The organism is Streptomyces sp. Ag82_O1-12, assembly GCF_900182715.1.
GTDB lineage: Bacteria > Actinomycetota > Actinomycetes > Streptomycetales > Streptomycetaceae > Streptomyces > Streptomyces massasporeus.
Genome location: NZ_FXUW01000001.1, coordinates 4,293,546 through 4,315,519 on the forward strand (window position 1 = coordinate 4,293,546; position 21,974 = coordinate 4,315,519).

Annotated in this window: 25 protein-coding genes; 12 read left to right on the forward strand and 13 right to left on the reverse strand. The window is 68.9% G+C overall.

The features are described from left to right. Positions 1-91: 91 nt before the first annotated feature. From QOL88_RS19705 to QOL88_RS19720, 4 genes are all read right to left on the reverse strand, one after another. Positions 92-526, reverse strand: a complete 435-nt coding sequence (locus QOL88_RS19705) for an SsgA family sporulation/cell division regulator (RefSeq protein WP_030849994.1) — start codon at positions 524-526, stop codon at positions 92-94. Positions 527-624: 98 nt separating this feature from the next. Next, entirely contained in the window at positions 625-1,350 is a 726-nt protein-coding gene (locus QOL88_RS19710) for an IclR family transcriptional regulator (RefSeq protein WP_306456178.1), read from the reverse strand. A gap of 329 nt (positions 1,351-1,679) precedes the next feature. Then, a complete protein-coding gene (locus tag QOL88_RS19715) occupies positions 1,680-1,892 on the reverse strand; it encodes a DUF5326 family protein (RefSeq protein WP_030189024.1) in 213 nt (70 codons plus the stop codon). A 165-nt stretch (positions 1,893-2,057) separates the two neighbouring features. Beyond that, on the reverse strand, positions 2,058-2,375 hold the full coding sequence (locus QOL88_RS19720; RefSeq protein ID WP_097217849.1) for a cupin domain-containing protein: 318 nt from the start codon (positions 2,373-2,375) through the stop codon (positions 2,058-2,060). Positions 2,376-2,435: 60 nt separating this feature from the next. Here QOL88_RS19720 and QOL88_RS19725 point away from each other — a divergent pair, with 60 nt between their 5' ends. The 5 genes from QOL88_RS19725 (at position 2,436) to QOL88_RS19745 (ending at position 6,288) form a co-directional block, all read left to right on the forward strand. Beyond that, positions 2,436-2,813 (forward strand): phage holin family protein, encoded by a 378-nt coding sequence (locus QOL88_RS19725; RefSeq protein ID WP_097217851.1) that lies wholly within the window; start codon positions 2,436-2,438, stop codon positions 2,811-2,813. Between the two features lie 6 nt (positions 2,814-2,819). Next, the gene (locus QOL88_RS19730) at positions 2,820-3,311 is read left to right on the forward strand and encodes a low molecular weight protein-tyrosine-phosphatase (protein ID WP_097217853.1); all 492 of its coding nucleotides are present in this window, start codon (positions 2,820-2,822) and stop codon (positions 3,309-3,311) included. After that, complete coding sequence (locus tag QOL88_RS19735; protein ID WP_257027831.1) at positions 3,308-4,549, forward strand: cystathionine gamma-lyase; 1,242 nt, start codon at positions 3,308-3,310, stop codon at positions 4,547-4,549. Before QOL88_RS19730 ends, QOL88_RS19735 begins: the two co-directional genes overlap by 4 nt. A 195-nt stretch (positions 4,550-4,744) precedes the next feature. Then, positions 4,745-5,650 (forward strand): LysR family transcriptional regulator, encoded by a 906-nt coding sequence (locus tag QOL88_RS19740; RefSeq protein ID WP_097217855.1) that lies wholly within the window; start codon positions 4,745-4,747, stop codon positions 5,648-5,650. A gap of 155 nt (positions 5,651-5,805) precedes the next feature. Then, positions 5,806-6,288 (forward strand): NUDIX domain-containing protein, encoded by a 483-nt coding sequence (locus tag QOL88_RS19745; RefSeq protein WP_097217856.1) that lies wholly within the window; start codon positions 5,806-5,808, stop codon positions 6,286-6,288. Between the two features lie 8 nt (positions 6,289-6,296). On the opposite strand, the gene QOL88_RS19750 is transcribed toward QOL88_RS19745, so the two are convergent. Beyond that, positions 6,297-7,901: a globin domain-containing protein gene (locus QOL88_RS19750; protein ID WP_097223086.1), complete on the reverse strand. Its 1,605-nt coding sequence runs from the start codon at positions 7,899-7,901 to the stop codon at positions 6,297-6,299. A 592-nt stretch (positions 7,902-8,493) separates the two neighbouring features. Between QOL88_RS19750 and QOL88_RS19755 the strand changes: the two genes are divergently transcribed. Then, positions 8,494-9,357, forward strand: a complete 864-nt coding sequence (locus QOL88_RS19755) for a GNAT family N-acetyltransferase (RefSeq protein ID WP_097223087.1) — start codon at positions 8,494-8,496, stop codon at positions 9,355-9,357. Between the two features lie 85 nt (positions 9,358-9,442). On the opposite strand, the gene QOL88_RS19760 is transcribed toward QOL88_RS19755, so the two are convergent. Next, positions 9,443-9,865, reverse strand: coding sequence for a GlcG/HbpS family heme-binding protein (locus QOL88_RS19760; protein WP_097223088.1), 423 nt, complete (start codon positions 9,863-9,865; stop codon positions 9,443-9,445). A gap of 68 nt (positions 9,866-9,933) precedes the next feature. Then, positions 9,934-11,142 carry an MFS transporter gene (locus QOL88_RS19765; protein ID WP_097217859.1) on the reverse strand — a complete coding sequence of 403 codons (1,209 nt, stop codon included), beginning with the start codon at positions 11,140-11,142 and terminating at the stop codon, positions 9,934-9,936. A 142-nt stretch (positions 11,143-11,284) separates the two neighbouring features. Here QOL88_RS19765 and QOL88_RS19770 point away from each other — a divergent pair, with 142 nt between their 5' ends. Beyond that, positions 11,285-11,749 (forward strand): MarR family winged helix-turn-helix transcriptional regulator, encoded by a 465-nt coding sequence (locus QOL88_RS19770; protein ID WP_030849956.1) that lies wholly within the window; start codon positions 11,285-11,287, stop codon positions 11,747-11,749. 58 nt (positions 11,750-11,807) lie between these two features. Next, positions 11,808-12,260 (forward strand): GNAT family N-acetyltransferase, encoded by a 453-nt coding sequence (locus QOL88_RS19775; RefSeq protein ID WP_097217861.1) that lies wholly within the window; start codon positions 11,808-11,810, stop codon positions 12,258-12,260. A 57-nt stretch (positions 12,261-12,317) separates the two neighbouring features. Here QOL88_RS19775 and QOL88_RS19780 read toward each other — a convergent pair whose 3' ends face one another. Both QOL88_RS19780 and dnaB read right to left on the reverse strand, forming a co-directional pair. Continuing rightward, the gene (locus QOL88_RS19780) at positions 12,318-13,703 is read right to left on the reverse strand and encodes a serine hydrolase domain-containing protein (protein WP_097217863.1); all 1,386 of its coding nucleotides are present in this window, start codon (positions 13,701-13,703) and stop codon (positions 12,318-12,320) included. A 73-nt stretch (positions 13,704-13,776) separates the two neighbouring features. After that, on the reverse strand, positions 13,777-15,258 hold the full coding sequence (dnaB, locus tag QOL88_RS19785) for a replicative DNA helicase (protein WP_097217865.1): 1,482 nt from the start codon (positions 15,256-15,258) through the stop codon (positions 13,777-13,779). Positions 15,259-15,718: 460 nt separating this feature from the next. Between dnaB and QOL88_RS19790 the strand changes: the two genes are divergently transcribed. Then, a complete protein-coding gene (locus QOL88_RS19790) occupies positions 15,719-17,056 on the forward strand; it encodes an MATE family efflux transporter (protein ID WP_097217867.1) in 1,338 nt (445 codons plus the stop codon). Between the two features lie 172 nt (positions 17,057-17,228). Here QOL88_RS19790 and rplI read toward each other — a convergent pair whose 3' ends face one another. From rplI to rpsF, 4 genes are all read right to left on the reverse strand, one after another. Then, positions 17,229-17,675 (reverse strand): 50S ribosomal protein L9, encoded by a 447-nt coding sequence (gene rplI / locus QOL88_RS19795; protein ID WP_030847101.1) that lies wholly within the window; start codon positions 17,673-17,675, stop codon positions 17,229-17,231. Positions 17,676-17,693: 18 nt separating this feature from the next. Next, a complete protein-coding gene (gene rpsR, locus QOL88_RS19800) occupies positions 17,694-17,930 on the reverse strand; it encodes a 30S ribosomal protein S18 (protein WP_003949403.1) in 237 nt (78 codons plus the stop codon). 45 nt (positions 17,931-17,975) lie between these two features. After that, positions 17,976-18,572, reverse strand: coding sequence for a single-stranded DNA-binding protein (locus tag QOL88_RS19805; protein ID WP_097217869.1), 597 nt, complete (start codon positions 18,570-18,572; stop codon positions 17,976-17,978). 71 nt (positions 18,573-18,643) lie between these two features. Beyond that, positions 18,644-18,934, reverse strand: a complete 291-nt coding sequence (gene rpsF, locus QOL88_RS19810) for a 30S ribosomal protein S6 (protein ID WP_030847098.1) — start codon at positions 18,932-18,934, stop codon at positions 18,644-18,646. Between the two features lie 263 nt (positions 18,935-19,197). On the opposite strand from rpsF, the gene QOL88_RS19815 reads away from it, so the two are divergent. The 3 genes from QOL88_RS19815 to QOL88_RS19825 all read left to right on the forward strand — a co-directional run bounded on the left by QOL88_RS19815 (position 19,198) and on the right by QOL88_RS19825 (position 21,905). After that, on the forward strand, positions 19,198-19,503 hold the full coding sequence (locus QOL88_RS19815) for a hypothetical protein (RefSeq protein WP_031102701.1): 306 nt from the start codon (positions 19,198-19,200) through the stop codon (positions 19,501-19,503). Between the two features lie 167 nt (positions 19,504-19,670). Further along, positions 19,671-20,792: a peptidoglycan bridge formation glycyltransferase FemX gene (gene femX / locus QOL88_RS19820; RefSeq protein ID WP_031102699.1), complete on the forward strand. Its 1,122-nt coding sequence runs from the start codon at positions 19,671-19,673 to the stop codon at positions 20,790-20,792. 81 nt (positions 20,793-20,873) lie between these two features. Then, complete coding sequence (locus QOL88_RS19825; protein WP_097217871.1) at positions 20,874-21,905, forward strand: alanine racemase; 1,032 nt, start codon at positions 20,874-20,876, stop codon at positions 21,903-21,905. The last annotated feature ends 69 nt before the right edge of the window (positions 21,906-21,974 follow it).

Consider the following 21,974-nt stretch of genomic DNA (forward strand, 5'->3'; position numbering starts at 1 on the left):
CGGTCATACGAAGATCGCAGGAAGAAGCGTTCCTGCACGGTTCGGCGGCATCCGGTGAAGCGTTACTCCACCGTGCCGCCGGGCCCATGTCTCAACCAGCGCCCTGCTCGGCGAGGATGCGGTCCAGCGCCTCGTCGAGGTGCGCGTCGAAGTCGGCGAGCGAGCCCTCCTGCCCCAGCGGCACCAGCTTGTCCGTACGGTCGAGGAAAGCGACGAGCGGTGCCGTCGACGACCGGAACAACGCCTGGTCACTGCCCACCTGAAGCCGGATCAGCACCTCGCCCAGCGCGTCGGGGTCGACGGGCGTGACCCGCACATCGCCCTCCCCGCACGGCCGGCCCACACCGTCGATCAGCAACTCCCGCCCGAAAGCCCACGTAACCGGGGCATCACCGGGCAAATGGAACGTCAGCCGGACGGCATAGGGATCACTGGACTCATAGCGCAGCTCCACCGGAATGCGGAAGGAGAGTTCCTCGGACACGAGAAAGCTCATCATGACCTCTGCTTGTACGGACTCGCGCATCGATAACCCCGTCATTCGCCGTGACTGGCCGGGAACGAACCTCTGACACTTGGTGGAATCTTGCTGAACGTACACAGCAGATCACAAGGAGTGAGTTTTCACATACTGATACAGAGCGCGAGTGAGCCGAGCAGCGCCCCCATCTCGGCCTGCAACTGCCGGGCCGCGGGCAGCAACCGATCGGCCTGGTGTGCGGGGAGTGAGATGGCCATCGTCGCTGCCGTGGTGCCGAGCGTGAGCGGAATCGCGGCGCAGACCGCGCCCAGGGCGTACTCCTGACGCTCGGTCACCGGTTCCATGCGCCGGATCCGCTCCAGGCGCCGGAGCAGGCTGTGGTTGTCGCGCACCGTGTACGGCGTGAGGGGCTGCACCGGGTAGCGGTCGAGGTGGTCCCGGCGGGCCTCCTCGTCCAGCTGGGACAGCAGGCACTGGCCGATGGCGTGCGCGTGCCCGGTCTCCCGGAAGTCGGCCCACTCCTCGACGGCCGGGGTGCCCGGACTGTCGGAGACGCACATGACCTCGATCTCACCCTCGCGGTAGACCGCGTAGTACACGGGCACGCCCAGGACGTCCCGCCAGTGGGCGAGCGCGTCGACGACCGTGCTGCGACGTTTCTGCCGCGCTCCGCTGCTGCTCAGCCGCTCGGCGGCCGCACCAAGGAAGAACAGGCCCTTGTCCCGGCGCAGATAGCCCTCGTGCACGAGCGTGCGCAACAGGTGGTACGTCGTGGGCAGTGCCAGCCCGGTCTCGCGGGCCAGTTGCTTGGCGGGCGCGCCGTACTCGTGCCCGGCGACGGTCTCCAGCAGGCGCATCGCGCGCTGCACGGATCCGATGAGAGTCGGCGGAGGCGGTGGTGCGGAGGGGGGTGGTGGCCCGGAGGGTGCCGCCGAGCGAGGTTGCGTGGGGACGGTACGGAGGTGGACGGGGGCGGTGTCAGCCGGGACCAAGGGGGCTCTCCCGAAGCGCGAGGGGGCAGCCCGTGCGGGGAACACGGGTGGGGGTGAATGCCGCTCGCGGGGAAGTCCCCGCGTCGAGTTCCGGACTCTATTCGCCTGCCACCGCGTGCAGACGGCCCCGCCGGAAAACTTCCCTCGCCCGAGGGAACCGGTGATTCCAGGCGTTTCCCGCTACCCCCACCGGTTTCCCACGCGTCTCACCAGTCGCTGCGCGACGAGGAACTCGAGGTGAACTTCCGTACGACGTAGATCAGTCCGCCGACCAGTGCCACGAAGACCAGCAACTTGAAGAGCAGTCCGATGACGAACCCGACCACACTGGCGATCAGCCCGCCGAACACGACCAGGGCGATGACCGGCACCGCGATCCACTTCACCCACCACGGCAGTCCCGTGAAGATCTCTCGCATCGCCCTCGTCCTTACCTCTCCGCCCGTTCGAGTGCCGGGTCCTGTCGGTCATTCTGGATCTCTGATGTCCTGCACTCGATGCTAGGTCCGGGAGGGGGTCGAACGGGCGCCTCGCATCCCTTGTCCTCCCCTGACCGAACCCCTAGGGAACCCTGAGGCGGCCCGTCACCTCTCGGGCGGAGAGAACACCACCAGCACCCTCAGGTCCTCGGTGATGTGGTGGAACTTGTGGGCGACGCCCGCCGGCACGTAGATCACGCTGCCGCGCGCCACCTGGGTCGTCTCCAGGCCGACGGTGATCGCCGCACGGCCGCTCACGATGAAGTAGACCTCGTCCTGATTGTGCGGCTTCTGTGGATCCTGCTCGCCCGCGTCGAGGGCGTACAAGCCGACCGACATGTTCTGCTCCCGCAGAAACTGCAGGTAGGCGCCCTCGTTGGCGGCGCGCTCCGCCTCCAGTTCATCCAGCCGGAATGCTTTCATCGCCTTGTCCGCCCCTGCCTCTTGTGCCCGCGTCCGATCAGGTCTGCCACGATCAGACACATGATGAATTTCGTAGTCAAGACGATCGCCAACGCGGGCGCCCTGGCGGTCGCCGTATGGCTGCTCGACAAGATCACCCTGACCGGTGACAGCACGGTCAAGGAAGTCGGCACCCTGATCATCGTGGCGCTGCTCTTCGGCCTGGTGAACTTCCTGGTCAAGCCGCTCGTCAAGCTCCTGAGCCTGCCGCTGCTGATATTGACGCTCGGTCTGTTCACGCTGGTCGTCAACGCGCTGATGCTGCTGCTCACCTCGTGGCTGGCGGACAAGCTCGACCTGAGTTTCCACGTGGAGGGCTTCTGGACGGCCGTCGTGGGCGCTCTGATCATCTCGGTCGTCTCCTGGGCGCTGCACGTCGTGCTGCCCGACGGGGACTGAGCGGACATGACGTACCGGGTCTGCTTCGTCTGCACGGGCAACATCTGCCGTTCCCCGATGGCCGAGATCGTCTTCCGCGCCCGGGTGGCGGAGGCGGGGCTCGACGAGCTGGTGGAGGTCGACAGCGCCGGCACGGGCGGCTGGCACGAGGGCGACGGAGCCGACCCGCGTACGGTGGCCGTCCTGGAGGACAACGGCTATGCCGGCGGCCACACGGCCCGGCAGTTCCAATCGTCCTGGTTCTCCCGCCTCGACCTGGTGATCGCCCTCGACTCCGGCCACCTCGGAGCCCTGCGCCGGCTCGCGCCCACGGAGCAGGACGCGGAGAAGGTGCGGCTGCTGCGCTCGTACGACCCCGCCGCCGGCGACGACCTCGACGTACCGGACCCCTACTACGGGGGCACGGACGGTTTCGAGGAGTGTCTTGAGATGGTGGAGGCGGCGAGCGTCGGTCTGCTCACCGCAGTGCGCGAGGACGTGGAGGGACAGACGGCATGAGCGATTCCGCAACGGGAGCCGCGGACGAGGTGGCGGGCGACGCGACGGGAGCCGCGGACAAGGTGGCGGGCACCGCGGACAAGGTGGCGGGCTCCAAGAGCCAGTCGGCCGTGGGCGGCGGAGACGGTACGCGCGCGGTGCGGGCCGGGCTGCCCGAGCCGGTCAAGCACGAGCCCACGCTGCCCGGCCCCGTGTTCGCCGCCCACTTCCACCTGCCGGGCGACCCGACCGGCCCCTACACCTACGGCCGCGACGAGAACCCGACCTGGACGCTGCTGGAACGCGCCGTCGGCGAGCTGGAAGCGCCCGGTGAAGACGGTGCCGAGACGCTCGTCTTCGCCTCCGGCATGGCCGCGATCTCGGCGGTGCTCTTCTCCCAGCTGCGCACCGGCGACGTGTGCGTCCTGCCCGACGACGGTTACCAGGCGCTGCCGCTGGTCCGCGCGCAACTGGAGGCGTACGGCATCGAGGTGCGCACCGCGCCGACGGGTGGCGACGCCCAGCTGGACGCCCTCGACGGCGCACGGCTGCTGTGGATCGAGACCCCGTCGAACCCCGGGCTCGACGTGTGCGACATCAGGCGGCTCGCCGAGGCGGCACACGCGCGTGGTGCCCTGGTGGCCGTCGACAACACCCTTGCGACACCGCTCGGCCAGCGTCCGCTGGAGCTCGGCGCCGACTTCTCGGTGGCCAGCGGCACCAAGCAGCTCACCGGCCACGGTGACGTCCTCCTGGGTTATGTCGTCGGCCGCAACGCCGAGGCCATGGCAGCCGTGCGCCGTTGGCGCAAGATCGTCGGTGCGATTCCCGGGCCCATGGAGGCCTGGCTCGCACATCGTTCGATCGCGACACTCCAGATGCGGGTCGACCGGCAGAGCGCGACGGCCCTGGCGGTCGCCGAGGCGCTGCGCGACCGGCCCGAGGTGACGGGGCTGCGCTATCCGGGGCTTCCCGACGACCCCTCGCACGAGATCGCCACGCGCCAGATGCGGCGCTTCGGGTGCGTGGTGTCGTTCACGCTGCCCACGCGCGGGCGTGCCGACCGCTTCCTCGACGCGCTGCGGCTCGTGGACGACGCGACGAGCTTCGGCGGGGTGCGGTCCACCGCGGAACGGCGTGGACGCTGGGGCGGGGACGCGGTGGCGGAGGGTTTCATCCGCCTGTCGGTCGGTGCCGAGGATCCGGAGGACCTGGTGGCGGATGTGCTGCGGGCGCTGGACGCGTCGTCGACCGCCTGACCATCGTCACGGACGGTCCGAGCCTCCCCCCTCGTGGCTCGGACCGTCCCCCGGTTCCTCGCGCAAGAACCGCGCGACCAAGGCTAGTTGACTCTCTGTCAGTGTCCAATCACAGTAGCGACAGAGACCTATCGACTTATTTATAGTTGAGCGCGGCCGGGGGCCTGAGCGGGGGCCGAAGAGGGAGTGTGTGCGGTGGATCTGGCCTTGCTGCGGACCTTCGTGACCGTGCACCGGGCCGGCTCCTTCACCCGCGCCGCCGCTCTGCTCGGCCTCTCCCAACCTGCCGTCACCTCGCAGATACGGACGCTGGAGCGGCAGCTGGGCCGCCCCCTGTTCCTGCGACAGGCCCGAGGCGTGACCCCGACGAGCATCGGCGACGAACTCGCCCACAAGGCCGCACCCCATCTCGACGCCCTGGTGGAGATCACCGAGACCGGCCTCGACGACGACTCCTCCTTACGGACGCTGCACCTGGCAGGCCCACCGGAGTTCACGGCAGAACGAGCCCTGCCCGCCCTCACCGTGCTGACCGGCGAGGACGGCCAGGGCTTCGCCTTGCGCGCGTCCTTCGGGAACTCCGAGGAAACACTGGAGGGTCTCTCCGCCGGGCATCATGATCTGGCCATCAGCACTGCCCAACCGCGCGGTGCCCTGCTCACGGCGACTGCGCTCTGCGACGAGGAGCACGTCCTGGTCGCCGCCCCGCGCTGGGCCGAGCAGATCGGCACCGGTCAGCCGGACCTCAGGCCGGAACCGGCCCTCGAGAAGATGCCTGTGGTGGAGGTGCACGAGTCGCTGCCGTTCGTCTCCCGCTACTGGGCCTCCGTCTTCGACTCGCCCCCGGCCGTCCCGGGCACCGTGATCGTCCCCGACTTGCGTGCGGTCCTGGTCTGCGCGGTCGCAGGCGCCGGGCTGGCGGTTCTGCCCCGTTACCTCTGCGCCGCGGCGCTGGAGCGGGGCGATGTCGTCGCCCTGTACGAGCCGGCCGTGCCCCCGCTGCGCACGTACTTCCTGGTGGTCCGCACCGGGACGCTCGCCATGCCCCATATCGCGCGGGCTCACGAATGGTTGCAGCAGGCTTCGGCCGACTGGTGCTGAGGCCCCCTGTGCGAGATCGGCCGACTCGCGCTGGGGCTCTCAGGGGCGGCTTCGACCGACGGGCCGGGGCGCTCGGGAGCGCGCTTCACTCTGGGAGCTCGGCCGGTGACGTTTCGCGATGTTTCACGTGGAACCAGCCGGGCCACATTTCACTCATGACCGTCCGACCCGTGGTCAAGCGCACCGCCCGCGCCATTCTGCTGGACGGTGCCGACCTGATTTTGATCAAGCGCACCAAGCCGGGTGTGGATCCCTACTGGCTCACCCCCGGCGGTGGAGTCGAGCCCAGCGACTCGACCGTCGTCGACGCTCTGCACCGCGAGGTGTACGAGGAACTCGGCGCGAAGATCACCGATGTGGTGCCCTGCTTCGTGGACACCATGGAGCACATCGGGGAGGACGGCGGCGCGACCGGCGTGAAGGTGCAGCACTTCTTCGTCTGCCGTCTGGAGTCCATGGACCCGTCCCTGCGCCACGGCCCCGAGGTCGACGCGCCGGTCGGCGAGTACGAGACCGTGCGCGTGCCCTTCACCCGGGTCGGGATCGCCTCCGTCCATCTCGTGCCGCTGTCGCTGCGGCACTACCTGGACGGCAACATCGAGGGCGTCCTTGCGATGCATGCGCCCGACCTGGGCTGAGGCGCGGGTCAGCTTCCGGCAGCGACCAGTTCCTCGACGGAGTCGTGCCGTATGCGGTCCGACGGGATGCCGCTGTCCCGCAGGGCGTTCACCCCGCTGCGGATCATCCCGGGCGGGCCCGAGAGGTAGGCGTCGAATTCGTTCCACGGCCCGTAGGCGCGTACGGCGTCCGGCAGCTGCTGGTGCGCCTGCTGGTCGATGATCGCTCTGACCGAGAGCCACGGGTGGGTCTGCTGGAGACGGAGCATGGTGTCGATGTCGTACAGGTCGTGGTCGGTGCGGGCCCCGTAGAAGACCTCGACGGACCTGCGTTCGCCATGCTCGGCGACGTCCTCCACCAAGGCCTTGATGGGCGCTATGCCCGTGCCACCACCCACACAGAGCAGGCCGCTGTCGGTGGTGTGATCCACGGTCATGGCACCCGCGGGCGGACCGAGCCGGATGATGTCGCCGGGGCGGGCGCGATGCACCAGAGCGTTGGAGACCCAGCCCGCCGGGACGGCCTTCACGTGGAACGACAGCAGACCGTCGGAGCGGGGCGCCGAGGCGAAGGAGTAGTGCCGCCAGATCCGGGGCCACCAGGGCGTCTCCAGGCTGGTGTACTGCCCGGCGAGGAAGGGGTACGGCTGGTCGGGGCGGACGGTGACGACCGCGACGTCCGAGGTTCTCATGTCGTGCGTGACGATCTCGGCGTACCACCAGGCCGGGGCGCGCAGTTCGTCCGCGGCCGCCGCGTCGATCATGACCTGGGAGATCGTGGTGTAGGCGCGGACCCAGGCCGCCTCCATCTCCGGGTTCCAGACCCCGGCGGCGTACTTGCTCAGTGCGCCGATCAGGCACTCGCCGACGGCCGGATAGTGCTCGGCCCGTGTGCCGTACTTCCGGTGGCCCCGGCCGAGGTTCTGCAGGTAGTCGACGAGGACGTCCTTGTTGTCGATGTGTTCGGCGGCTGTGAGCAGCGCCCTGAGCAGCCGGTCCCGCTGGGTGTCCATCGCGGCCGGGAACAGCGACCGCAGATCGGGGTGGCGGACGAAGAGCAGGGCGTAGAAGTACGACGTCACCTTGTCGGAGACCGGGGCGACCTCGGCCATGGCGCGGCGAATGAGGACAGCGTCCGCGGTCCCCGCTTCGGCCGGCGCGGGGGTGGCCTCTTCTGCGGGCGGCACCGGGGCGGTCCGCTGGGCGGGCACATGCTCCTCGGCGGCAGCCGTGGGCGGCGGAGCCACGGTGGAGGCGAAAGGCGTCGGGGTGAGCGCTGTCGGTACGGGGCCCGGCGACGTGGCGGTGGCAAGGCTCGATGCCGCGGGGGAAGGGGCGTGCTGTGCGGCGGGAGGGGCGGACCGGGGTATCGACTCCGGAGCTTCACGCCCTTGGTCCGGCGCACCGGTGCTCGCGTCGGCGGGGGCCGTGGGGGTGTCGTCTGCCGGTGCTTCCGGGGCGGCCCCGGGCCTGCCCACCGGGCGTATCGCGGCCGGTCGACGCCCTTCTGCCGACCTGTCTGCGGTTCCGGCGTCGCTGTCCGGCGCCGTGGTCGGGTTCTTGCGGGGTGTGAACCAGCCGCCCTCGCCGCCAGAAGTGCCGTTGTCGGCCGACGTGGTGGTCGGAGCGTCCATGGTGTGCCTCGCCTCGAGCATCTTTCGGTCGGTCTGCGCACTTCCCCAGTTGGAAGGTGCCTGCTTCCCCCGTGGACGGTCTGCGTTCCCATCCTTGTCGCGGCCAATGCGGCCACATTCAACCCGTATTCCGGCTCCGTACGGACAAGTAAGGCGAGAGTGTGACATTGGCCGCAGTAACTCTCATCGAGCTTCCCACTCGTCAGCACGCTTCCGTCGCATAACCGGAAACGCGGGTCTTCGATCTCTCCGTCCCGTTAGGCTGCGTTGCCCTGCCCTCGACCCACACGGGACGGGTCGTCCCATCCCGGATGCGAACCGGAGTCGACCCTACCGGCCACCGCCGTGCACACAAGTCCCCCCTCTCCTCGTCACGAATACGGGCACGCGGCGAATCATCAAGTCCGTCAACTATTGGACAAGAAGACCCCCTTCAGCGCCTCGATCGGACATCCGGTGTTCTTACGTGTTTCACGTGAAACATGCAGCGGTGGTCCGTGACGTGTGCGGGCGGCGACAACTGGCCAAAAGCTCGCACGACTCCTCTCAAAGAGGTGGACGCCAGGGGCCGATGTCAGACAGCCTGACCTGCGTGTCGACTCCTTCCCTTGCCTCATTGCCCATTCGCCGTCTGACGCTCCGCGATCAAGCCGCCTGCGCCGACTTGTCCGAGGACCGGGGGTGGCCACGGGAGGAGCACAAGTGGGGCTTCCTCCTCACGGCCGGGAAGGGCTACGGCATCGACGACCCCGACGGCGGTCTCGTGAGCGCCTGCGTCGTCACCGAGTACGGGCCCCAGAACCCCTCCCTCGCCGCGATCGGCATGGTCCTGGTCGCCGGTCGGCACGCACGGCAGGGTGTGGGGCGTCGCCTGATGCGTCACGTCGTCTCGGCGATGGGCACCACGCCCCTCACCCTGCACGCGACGCCGAACGGCCGCCCCCTCTACGAGGAACTGGGGTTCAAGGTCACCGGACGGGCCGAGATGGTCATCGGGCGTTTCACTCCCGGTGGACCGGAACCGAGGGTCGCCACCCGGGCCGCCACTGCCGAGGACCTCACCGCGATCCTCCGCCTCGACGAGCAGGTGTTCGGGACCGACCGCACGCACATCGTCACCCGGCTCCCCGCCTTCGCCGATCAGTTGCGGGTGGCCGAGGAGGGCGGGCGGGTCATCGGGTACGCGGCCGCCTGGCCCAACATGGACACCCACGTCGTCGGCCCGCTCATCGCACGCGACACGTCGGTGGCCCAGGCGCTGATCGCCGCCCTCGCCGCCCACACCGACCGCCCTCTGCGCACCGACATCGACGTGCGCCACGAGGAGCTCCTCGTGTGGGTGAAAGAGCGCGGCCTGGAGCCCGTCGCCTTCAACTCGGTGATGTCGTACGGAATCACCGAGCTGCCCGGAGACTGGACCCGGCGTTTCGCGCCGGTCACGGTCGCGGCGGGCTGACGAGTCTCGATGCGGCGACGCCGGTTCCCCGGGGTCGGGGAACCGGCGTCGCCGCACTGAGGGGCCTCACGCTGAAAGAGCCCGGTCAGGCGACGGCCTCCACGGCGGCCGTGGCAAAGCCGTGGTCCTGCTCCGGGGCACCGCCGCCGACGCCGATCGCGCCGATCAGGCGGCCATCGCGGTGCACCGGCACACCGCCCGCGATGAACAGCAGGGGGCGGTCGAGCGCGGTCGGCAGCGTGTGGAAGAGACCGCCGGGCTGTACCGCGTCGACCAGGTCGGCGGTGGGCGCGTTCAGCTGGAGGGCCGTGTAGGCCTTGCGGGTGCTGGTCTCGCCGGAGATCAGTACGGCGCGGTCGTCCCGCCGGAAGGCGAGCAGATGGCCGCCCGCGTCCAGGACGGTGACGCTGACGGTGACGCCTGCGGCCTCCGCGGCACGGTGGGCAGCGGCGACAAGGGCGTCGGCGTCCTGGGTGGACAGCGGGGCGACAGCGGTGGTGGTGCTCATGAGGGGCTTCTCCTGGAGGACTTGCTGGTAGGGCCGGATCGGGGGGTGCATCGGGGCGATCCGGTTGCTCAGTGGTGGGCAGCGGCCCGCTGCTCGGCCGGCGCGGACCCCGTGATGACGGTGCTGGAGCCACCGGCACGGCGCTCCAGGGCGGCCGAGAGGAGCGCCAGGACCAGTGCCCCGGCGGCCAGGGCGGCACCGACCCAGTTGGGGGCGGTGTAGCCGAGGCCGGCGGCGATCACGAGGCCGCCGAGCCATGCGGACAGCGCGTTGCCGAGGTTGAAGGCGCCGATGTTCACGGCGGAGGCCAGCGTCGGGGCACCGTGCGCCTGGTCGAGAACCCGCTTCTGGAGCGGCGGGACGGTGGCGAAGCCCAGGGCGCCGATCAGCACGACGGTGATCGCCGACAGCAGCTTGTCGTGGGCGGTGAGGGTGAACAGCGCCAGGACGACGGCCAGGGCGCCCAGGGAGACGTACAGCATGGGCATCAGGGCGCGGTCGGCGAACTTGCCGCCGACGAGGTTGCCGCCAACCATGCCGAGGCCGAAGAGGACCAGCAGCCAGGTGACGGAGCCGGCCGCGAAGCCTGCGACGTGGGTCATCATCGGCGCGATGTAGGTGATGGCCGCGAAGACGCCGCCGAAGCCGAGGACGGTCATGGCCATCGCGAGCAGGACCTGCACGTTCTTGAACGCGGCCAGCTCGTGCCGCAGGTGCACGCCCTCCGGCTTGGGCATGTCGGGGACGAGCCGGGCGATGCCGGCCAGGCCGATGACGCCGAGGGCGGCGACGAGGCCGAAGGTCACCCGCCAGCCGACGGACTGCCCGACCAGCGTGCCCAGCGGAACGCCGACCACGTTGGCGACGGTCAGACCGGTGAACATCATCGCGATGGCTCCGGCCCTCTTGTCCGGGGCGACGAGGTCGGCCGCGACGACCGAGCCGATACCGAAGAAGGCGCCGTGGGCCAGCGAGGCGACAATCCGCCCGATCAGCATGACGGAGAAGGCCGGGGCGAATGCCGAGAGCAGGTTGCCGACGATGAACAGGCCCATCAGCAGCATCAGCATCCGCTTGCGGGAGATCTTGGTGCCGAGCACGGTCATCAGCGGGGCGCCGAACATGACGCCGAGCGCGTAGCCGGTCACCAGGTATCCGGTCGTGGGGATGGAGACCCCGTAGTCCCCAGCGACCTCGGGCAGCAAGCCCATGATCACGAATTCCGTCGTTCCGATCCCGAAGGCCCCGATCGCGAGGGCCAGAAGCGCGAGAGGCATGGAGGGGTTACCTTTCCAGACGATTGCAGGAGCGCTTAGCGTGCGTACACAATAGTTGCATACGCGGGCTACATGCAACCGCCGTCAATTGCGGTTGTGCTCTATCCTGGGTGGCAGCCGCTCCGGGACGGAGGAAACACCAATGACAGCGACGGACCCCGCGCTCACCGCTCTCGCCCAGAGCTGGTGCGCCCTCTCCCTGCTCCACGGGAGGATCGAGGCCCACATCGAGCGCGCCCTGCAGGCCGGACACGACCTCAGCGCGCGCGAGTACTCCCTGCTGGACGTGCTGAGCAGGCAGCACGACGGGGACGGCGGGCATCTGCAGATGAAGCAGGTCGCCGACGCGGTCGTCCTCAGTCAGAGCGCCACCACACGCCTGGTCACCCGGCTGGAAGACCGCGGTCTCCTGGAGCGCTACCTGTGCCCCACCGACCGCCGGGGCATCTATACGAACGTCACCGCGGCAGGTCTTGAGCTGCTGGAAGCGGCACGGCCGACCAATGACGCCGCCCTGCGCGAGGCCCTCGACGAAGCGGCGAAGAACCCCGAGCTGGCCCCTCTGGTCCGGGTCGTGGAGACACTGAAGGCTCCGGTTCCCGCCTAGAACACGCCCCTGCGTGATCACCTCTCCGTAGCCGACTGTCTCTGCGTAGGGTGCGGCCATGGGAGATCTTGAAATACGTGCCGCCGTCGCTGACGACGTGCCGGCGATCGTCGGAATGCTCGTGGACGACCCACTGGGCGCACAGCGCGAGTCACCGGACGACCTCGCCCCGTACCTGTCCGCGCTGGAGCGGCTCAGCGCCGACCCGAACCAGCGCCTGGTGGTGGCGGTCAGGGAGGGCAGGGTCGTCGGCACGCTCCAGCTCACGATCGTTCCCGGGCTCTCCCGACGCGGCGCGACCAGGTCGATCGTCGAAGGGGTGCGCATCCACGCGGACGAGCGCGGCAGCGGCCTGGGAACCGAGCTCATCGAGTGGGCGATCGAAGAATCCCGGAGCCAGGGGTGCCAGTTGGTCCAGCTGACCTCCGACAAGACCCGCGCCGACGCCCACCGTTTCTACGAGCGGCTCGGGTTCACGGCCTCCCACACAGGCTTCAAACTCCAGCTGTGACGGGTGTGCGTGGGCGCCCTGTTTCACGTGAAACAGGGCGCCCACGCATCTCACCGCCTAACTGATGCCGCGCCATCCCTCAGGATCGACACCACCCGGCACAGGAACCCCCTCGTCGTACGGCTGACGCGTGAACACGAACGAGCCGAGGTCCAGATGACTCACGGACCCGTCCGGCCGCCGTACGGCCTTCAGGAGCTCGCCGGCGTAGTAGCCCTCCAGTCCCGTCCATGTGCCGTCCCCGTTCGGGCGGAACCGCGAGCGACGGCCGGCGCCGGTCAGCGGCCCGAGCGAGACGAGCCCGTCGGCCGTCAGCCGCAGCGCGAAGGCGTGCGTCCCCCAGTACCACTGCCCCGTCAGCTCCAGCAACGACGGGTCGACCTCACCCAGCGGCTTCCACGGTGCCGGGATACGCGGCTCCGCCTCGGCGACGATACGGACCAGGTCGGCGGCGACGGAGAACAGCAGCGGTCCGGACGTGGAGTTGGCCAGGGCGACTGCCGCAACATCGTCCTCAACGCTGATCATGAGGCACGCGAGGAATCCCGGCAGCGAACCGGTGTGTCCGACGAGGGACCGTCCGTTCCGTCGCCGGATCTCCATGCCCAGGCAGTAGGCGTAGCCGCTCGCCACGTCCGCCGCCTCGTGAGGCGCGGCCGGTGTCCTCATCTCCCGCAACGACTCGGCACTCAGCACCCGCTCGTCGCCGTTGACCAAAAAGACCGCGAACCGCGCCAAGTCACCGGTCGTCGACCAGAGTTGACCGGCCGGAGCCATCCGTCCCAGATCCTCGGTGGGCTCGGGAAGCATCACATCGGCCCAGGGATGAACGGCCCAGCCGCCCGCATGGGGCGCCTGCGGTCGTGAGCTCGTGCGATGCAGCCCCAAGGGTTCGAGCACTTCACGCCGAAGCACGTCCTCCCAGGGAGCCCCTCGGAACTTCTCGATGAGTGCGCCGAGCAGGGCATAGCCCGGGTTCGAGTAGTGGAACTGGCGGCCCGGCGGGGTCAGCAGAGGCCGCTCGCCCAGTACGTCGGCGAGCTCGGGCCGCAGGGATCCGGGACTGCGCTCCCACCAGGGCCCGGGCGTCTCGGCCGCCAGCCCGCCGGTGTGCGCGAGGAGCTCGGCGACGGTCGCCTCCCCCACGCCGGTGCCCGGCAGATGCTTCTCGAGTGGATCCCCGAGATCCAGTGCGCCCTCGTCACGCAGCCGCAGCACGAGAACAGCCGTGAAGGTCTTGGTGATCGAACCGATCCGGTACTGCACGTTCTCGTCCGGCGCGTGCCCCTCCACCGAGGTCCGTGCGCCGGTCCACACCGTCGTCCCGTCCCGCACGACGGCCGCGACGAGCGACGGGGCCCGTCCTTCGGCCTGTGCGACGGCGATGCGGTGCAGCAGAGCGCGACGCGTGCCGGGAAGCAGTTCTCCCTGAGATGTCGTCATGGGCCCAGTCCACCTGGCCCGGCGTCCCCTCGTCGAGCACATTCGGGGGCAGGGCCGGTGAGGTCGGGGCGGTTCAGGTCTGCGCCATGTCCACGAACCGCGAGTAGTGGCCCTGGAAGGCGACGGTGATCGTCGCCGTCGGACCGTTTCGATGCTTGCCCACGATGATGTCCGCTTCGCCCGCGCGGGGCGACTCTTTCTCGTACGCGTCCTCGCGGTGCAGAAGGATCACCATGTCGGCGTCCTGCTCGATGGAACCCGACTCACGCAGGTCGGACACCATCGGCTTCTTGTCCGTGCGCTGTTCCGGGCCACGGTTGAGCTGGGAGAGCGCGATCACCGGAACCTCCAGCTCCTTGGCCAGGAGCTTGAGGTTCCGGGACATGTCCGAGACCTCCTGCTGACGGCTCTCGGAGCGCTTGGAGCCCCCGGCCTGCATCAGCTGGAGATAGTCGATGATCACGAGCCTGATGTCGTTGCGCTGCTTCAGCCGACGGCACTTGGCACGGATCTCCATCATCGACAGGTTCGGGGAGTCGTCGATGTAGAGGGGTGCGGACGACACCTCGGGCATCCGGCGCGCCAGACGCGTCCAGTCGTCGTCCGTCATGGTGCCGGACCGCATGTGGTGAAGGGCGACGCGGGCCTCCGCGGACAGCAGACGCATCGCGATCTCGTTGCGCCCCATCTCCAGGGAGAAGATGACGCTCGGCAGGTTGTGCTTGATCGACGCGGCCCGGGCGAAGTCCAGGGCCAGCGTCGACTTACCCATGGCGGGACGGGCCGCGATGACGATCATCTGACCGGGATGCAGACCGTTGGTGAGCGAGTCGAAGTCGGTGAACCCGGTGGGCACGCCGGTCATCTCGCCGCTGCGCGAGCCGATGGCCTCGATCTCGTCGAGCGCGCCCTCCATGATGTCGCCGAGCGGCAGGTAGTCCTCGCTGGTGCGCTGCTCGGTGACCGCGTAGACCTCTGCCTGGGCACGGTTGACGATCTCGTCGACGTCGTCGTCGGCCGCGTATCCCATCTGCGTGATACGGGTTCCGGCCTCGACGAGGCGGCGCAGGACGGCCCGCTCGTGGACGATCTCCGCGTAGTACGCCGCGTTGGCCGCCGTGGGCACCGTCTGGACGAGGGTGTGCAGATACGAGGCCCCGCCGACCTTGTTGATCTCGCCGCGCTTGGTGAGCTCGGCCGCGATCGTGATGGGGTCGGCCGGCTCCCCCTTGGCGTAGACGTCGAGGACGGCCTGGTAGATCGTCTCGTGGGCCGGCTTGTAGAAGTCGTGGCCCTTGAGGATCTCGACGACGTCGGCGATGGCGTCCTTGGACAGGAGCATGCCGCCGAGGACGGACTGCTCGGCGTCGATGTCCTGCGGGGGCACCCGCTCGAACGACGGTGCCGCCCCGCTGTCCCACGCCCCGCTGTCCCTGCCGCGCTCGTGCTGTTCGTCGCGGCCCCGGGCTCCGTCACCCCGCCGACGGGAGGCGGGCAGACGATCACTGGGCCCGCTGTCGGCCCACGGGTCGTCCAAGGGCTCGGAAATGCTCACCGAGCCACCTCCTCCCGTCCGCCGAAGCAGACCTAGCCGTGCCCCTCTGTTCTACGGCACGGCACTGACAAATAAGAGGCCCAACTCCGGTTGGCACGCGCCGGTTTTGTGGCGTTCTGAAAACCGGCGGACGGAGCGGGCGCCGGACTACCGTAGGCCCCTCGGCACCGTCAGCCAATCTGGTTATCCACAGGCCATGTGGACGACGGCCCGGATGCTGTGGAGAACTCCGCGAAACCTGTGCACGACCCGGTGGACAGGCCTGTGAACAAGCAGCGCCCTTCCCGAGAGAAGCCATCCTGACCTGCGGCTTCGCCGTCCACCGGCTGTGCAGAAGAAAAACTTCCCCAACCGGACCAAGATCGCCTCGAACAGTGCACAGCAGTGCGCACCCCAAGACGGAAAGTAAGGGTCGCAAAAGCTTTGCATCTCTTACCTGTGGACGATTAGATTGGTGCACATGACACAGGCCCCCGTGCGCCGCCGAGCCGGCCGGAGACAGCACGACCGCGAGATCGTCGCACTGGCCCTTCCGGCCTTCGGCGCCCTCGTCGCCGAGCCCCTCTTCCTCATGACCGACACCGCCATCGTCGGTCATCTGGGCACGGCCCAACTCGCCGGCCTCGGCATCGCCTCGGCCCTGCTGATGACCGCCGTGAGCGTCTTCGTCTTCCTCGCCTACGCCACAACAGCGGCAGTTGCCCGTCGCGTCGGAGCAGGCGACCTCCAGTCCGCCATCCGGCAAGGCATGGACGGCATTTGGCTGGCCCTGCTCCTCGGCGCCGTCGTCGTCGCCGTCGCACTGCCGACAGCACCCCACCTCGTGGACCTCTTCGGCGCCTCGGACGCGGCAACCCCCTACGCGATCACGTATCTGCGCATCTCCGTGTTCGGCATACCGGCCATGCTCGTCGTCCTCGCGGCGACCGGCGTCCTGCGCGGCCTGCAAGACACAAGAACCCCGCTCTACGTCGCCATCGCCGGCTTCGTCGCCAACGGCGCCCTCAACGCCGGGCTCGTTTACGGCGCCGATCTGGGGATCGCCGGTTCCGCGTGGGGCACCGTCATCGCCCAGTGCGGCATGGCCGCGGTCTACCTCGCGGTCGTTCTGCGCGGAGCGCGGAAGCACGGTGCCTCGCTGCGCCCGGATGCCGCCGGGGTCAGGGCGTCCGCGCAAGCCGGTGTGCCTCTGCTGGTGCGCACTCTCTCCCTGCGGGCGATTCTGATGATCGCCACGGCGGTCGCCGCACGCCTGGGGGACGCCGACATCGCCGCCCACCAGATCATCCTCTCCCTGTGGAACCTGCTGGCCTTCGCCCTCGACGCCATCGCCATCGCCGGGCAGGCCATCATCGGTCGCTACCTCGGAGCCGGTGACGCCCAGGGCGCTCGGGACGCGTGCCGTCGCATGGTGGAGTGGGGCATCGCCGTCGGGGTCGTCCTCGGCGTACTGGTGATCATCACCCGACCAGCATTCCTGCCCCTGTTCACCAGTGACCCAGGGGTCAAGGATGTGGCACTGCCCGCCCTGATCATCGTCGCCCTCTCCCAGCCGATCTCCGGCATCGTCTTCGTGCTGGACGGAGTCCTGATGGGCGCCGGTGACGGCCCGTATCTCGCCTGGGCCATGCTGCTCACGCTGGCGGTGTTCACACCGGTGGCGCTGCTGGTCCCCGTACTGGGCGGTGGGCTCGCTGCCCTCTGGGCCACGATGACGCTGATGATGACCGTGCGGATGCTGACGCTGTGGATCCGCGCACGTTCGGGGCGCTGGATCGTCACAGGCGCGACCCGCTGACCGTTTCACGTGAAACGCTGCCTGTTTCACGTGAAACACGGCGTGCTCCACAGAACACGGGGTTTCACGTGAAACAAGGACGCCCCTCGGCTAGCGGGCGCCCAACGGACACGAAAAGGGCCGCACCCTGAGGGTGCGGCCCCTTCGCTTACTGCTTCAGCAGACGCGGCACTCAGGCCGCGACGACCTCGATGTTGACCTTGGCGGCAACCTCGGGGTGCAGACGCACGGACGTCTCGTGAGCGCCCAGCGTCTTGATCGGCGAGCCGAGCTCGATGCGGCGCTTGTCGACCTCGGGACCACCGGAGGCCTTGATCGCGGAAGCGACGTCGGCCGGCGTGACGGAACCGAAGAGACGACCGGCGTCGCCGGAGCGAACGGCCAGACGGACCTTGACACCCTCGAGTTGGGCCTTCACAGCGTTGGCCTGCTCGATGGTCTGGATCTCGTGGATCTTGCGAGCACGACGGATCTGCTCGACGTCCTTCTCGCCACCCTTGGTCCAGCGGATAGCGAACTTCCGCGGGATCAGGTAGTTGCGAGCGTAACCGTCCTTGACGTCGACGACGTCGCCCGCGGCACCGAGGCCGGAGACCTCGTGGGTGAGGATGATCTTCATGAGTCGGTCACCCTTCCCTTATCGCGCGGTGGAGGTGTAGGGCAGCAGCGCCATCTCACGGCTGTTCTTCACAGCCGTGGCGACGTCACGCTGGTGCTGCGTGCAGTTGCCGGTCACGCGGCGGGCACGGATCTTGCCGCGGTCGGAAATGAACTTCCGCAGCATGTTCGTGTCCTTGTAGTCCACGTACGTGACCTTGTCCTTGCAGAATGCGCAGACCTTCTTCTTCGGCTTGCGCACAGGCGGCTTAGCCATGGTGTTTCTCCTGTGTGATCAAGAAGTGTGAGTGCGAACCCGCCCCTAGAAGGGGGGCTCGTCCGAGTAGCCGCCGCCACCGCCGCCGCCGGAGTTTCCACCCCAGCCGCCGCCACCGCCCTGGTTGCCACCGGCGGGAGCACCGGTCGCCCACGGGTCGTCGGCGGGAGCGCCGCCGCCCTGCTGGCCGCCACCGGGGCCGCCGCCCCAGCCGCCGCCACCCTGGCCGGCACCGCCACCGCCGCCGTAACCACCCTGGCCGCCCTGGCCACCGCGGCCGGTGGTCTTGGTGACCTTGGCCGTGGCGTTGCGCAGGCTGGCGCCGACTTCCTCGACGTCCAGCTCGTAGACCGTGCGCTTGACACCCTCACGGTCCTCGTAGGACCGCTGCTTCAGCCGGCCCTGCACGATGACGCGCATGCCTCGCTGAAGCGACTCGGCGACGTTCTCCGCCGCCTGACGCCAGACCGAGCAGGTCAGGAAGAGGCTCTCGCCGTCCTTCCACTCGTTCGTCTGACGATCGAAGGTGCGGGGGGTGGACGCGACACGGAACTTCGCGACCGCCGCACCGGAAGGGGTGAAGCGCAGCTCGGGGTCGTCGACAAGATTGCCGACGACCGTGATGACGGTCTCGCCTGCCATGGGGGAACCTCTCGGCGGGTTTGCTCTGGCTGCTTGCTACTCGAATCCCGGGATCAGCTGAGCTGGGAAGCTCAGTGGGTCTCGGGGCGGAGGACCTTGGTCCGGAGGACCGACTCGTTCAGGTTCATCTGGCGGTCGAGCTCCTTGACGACCGCAGGCTCGGCCTGCAGGTCGATGACCGAGTAGATGCCCTCGGGCTTCTTCTTGATCTCGTACGCGAGACGACGACGGCCCCAGGTGTCGACCTTCTCGACCTTTCCGCCGCCGTCACGGACGACAGAGAGGAAGTTCTCGATCAGCGGAGAGACAGCGCGCTCCTCGACCTCGGGGTCGAGGATGACCATCACCTCGTAGTGACGCATGTGGAACCCACCTCCTTTGGACTCAGCGGCCACGGTCGTTCCGTGGCAGGAGGGTTGTGATGCGTAGCAACGGTATCGGCCACCACTGACAGTCGGGGTTTCTGGCGAGAAGCCCCTGCCATGACGTGGGCAGACACCGGTGCGGACGGTACAGAGTACCCGCACAGCGGCTTGCGGTTGAAATCCGGCCGCCAGGGCAGCCAATCTGTACACATCGGGTGTGTATGGCGCTACGGTGCGCCGACTTTCGCAGGAGGTGCCCTATGGCACAGGCATTGCGACCCAACACCGCCGGCGGCCTCTTCGCCACGGACGGCAAGCCCCATCCCCTCCAGGACGCGCTGCTCGCGGTGACCCTGGTGCTGGGCCTCACCTCGTTCCTCTCGGCGATCATCGACGAGGACCTGCATCTGCTCAGCTCCTGGGCCGGTCTCGTGGGCATCCTCACGGGCGCGTACGGCCAGTGGATCTCGGTGACGACCCGGGAGCGCTTCGGCCTGATCCTCGGCTTGGGCGCATCGGGCGTCGGGTTCTTCCTGGGCATGGCGCACGGCGGTCTCATCGGCTGACGCCAGGGCACCCCTCATCTGAACACCGGGTCACGCCCCGGCCGACCTCGGGCCGGGGCGAAGGTCAGGTACGCCCAACCGGCGCGCTTCCAAGGCGCAGTAGGCTTCGCGCGAGAGCCGGAGCCCCTGTACCCATGGGGACACACCAGCCCGAGGAGCGCCCCGAAATGAGCCTGACCCTGAGGACCATCAGTCGCGAGCAGCATCTGGCCTACATCCAGAGCCTGCCCTCGGCGAGCCACATGCAGGTCCCGGCCTGGGCTGACGTCAAGGCGGAGTGGCGCTCCGAGAACCTCGGCTGGTTCGACGACCGCACGGGCGAGATGGTCGGTGCCGGTCTGGTCCTCTACCGGCAGCTTCCCAAGATCAAGCGCTACCTCGCCTACCTGCCCGAGGGCCCGGTCATCAACTGGTTCGCGCCGAATCTGCAGGACTGGATCGAGCCGATGCTGGCGCACCTGAAGCAGCAGGGCGCCTTCTCCGTGAAGATGGGCCCGCCGGTGATCATCCGGCGCTGGGAGGCCCCCTCCATCAAGGCGGGCATCCAGAACCCGGACGTCAAGCGCCTGCGCGACATCGAGGCCGACCACATCGAGCCGCGCGCCTTCGAGGTCGCCGACAAGCTGCGCCGCATGGGCTGGCAGCAGGGCGAGGACGGCGGCGCCGGCTTCGGCGACGTCCAGCCTCGCTACGTGTACCAGGTGCCGCTGGCGAACCGCTCCCTGGAAGAGGTCCACAAGAACTTCAACCAGCTGTGGCGCCGCAACATCAAGAAGGCCGAGAAGGCCGGCGTCGAGGTCGTCCAGGGCGGCTACCAGGACCTCGAGGAATGGCAGCGGCTCTACGAGATCACGGCCGTGCGCGACCACTTCCGGCCGCGCCCGCTGTCGTACTTCCAGCGCATGTGGACGGCCCTCAACACCGAGGACCCCAACCGCATGCGGCTGTACTTCGCCCGGCACGACGGCGTGAACCTGTCGGCCGCGACCATGCTCATCGTCGGTGGGCACGTCTGGTACTCCTACGGCGCCTCCGACAACATCGGCCGTGAGGTCCGGCCCTCGAACGCGATGCAGTGGCGGATGCTGCGCGACGCCTACGCGCTCGGCGCCACCGTCTACGACCTGCGCGGTATCTCCGACTCGCTGGACGAGACCGACCACCTCTTCGGTCTGATCCAGTTCAAGGTGGGTACCGGCGGCCAGGCGGCCGAGTACCTCGGCGAGTGGGACTTTCCGCTGAACAAGCTGCTGCACAAGGCGCTCGACATCTACATGTCGCGCCGCTGATGTCCCGTTCAGTGCTTCCATACCTCTGACACACGGCAACCGCCGATTCACGGCACCGCGAGAAAGGTTCCAGGTCCGGCCATGGCGCTCACGCTCTACGTCGACACCGCGCGCTGGCGTGCGCACCACAAGCACGTGCAGGAGCAGTTCCCGGGCCTCGTGCCGGTCTGCAAGGGCAACGGCTACGGCTTCGGGCACGAGCGGCTGGCGGAGGAGGCCACGCGGCTGGGCTCGGACGTCCTCGCCGTCGGCACCACGTACGAGGCCGCCCGGGTCAAGGACTGGTTCGGCGGGGACCTGCTGGTGCTGACGCCCTACCGGCGGGGCGAGGAGCCGGTGCCGCTGCCGGACCGGGTCATCCGCTCGGTGTCGTCGATAGACGGTGTGTACGGCCTGGTCGGTGCCCGTGTGGTGATCGAGGTGATGTCCTCGATGAAGCGGCACGGCATCAGCGAGCAGGACCTGGCGCAGCTGCACGCCGCCATCGAGAACGTCCGCCTGGAGGGCTTCGCCATCCACCTGCCGCTGGACCGCACCGACGGCTCGGACGCCGTCGAGGAGGTCATCGGCTGGATGGACCGGCTGCGTGCCGCCCGGCTGCCCCTGCACACCATGTTCGTCAGCCACCTCAAGGCCGAGGAACTCGCCCGGCTCCAGCAGCAGTTCCCGCAGACCCGCTTCCGGGCCCGTATCGGCACGCGACTGTGGCTGGGGGACCACGACGCCACCGAGTACCGCGGCGCGGTCCTGGACGTCACGCGCGTCGCCAAGGGCGACCGTTTCGGCTACCGGCAGCAGAAGGCGGCCTCCGACGGCTTCCTGGTGGTCGTGGCGGGCGGTACGTCGCACGGAGTGGGCCTGGAGGCCCCCAAGGCACTGCACGGCGTCATGCCGCGCGCCAAGGGCGTCGCCCGCGCCGGCCTCGCGACGGTGAACCGGAACCTCTCTCCGTTCGTCTGGGGCGGCAAGCAGCGCTGGTTCGCGGAGCCGCCGCACATGCAGGTCTCGATCCTGTTCGTGCCGGCGGACGCGCCCGAGCCGAAGGTCGGCGATGAGTTGGTGGCCCATCTGCGGCACACCACCACGCAGTTCGACCGCATCATGGACCGCTGACCGTCACGGTCACCGACCCTCGCAGCGCAGCAAGAAGGCCGTACATGGCTTCCCGTGTACGGCCTTCGG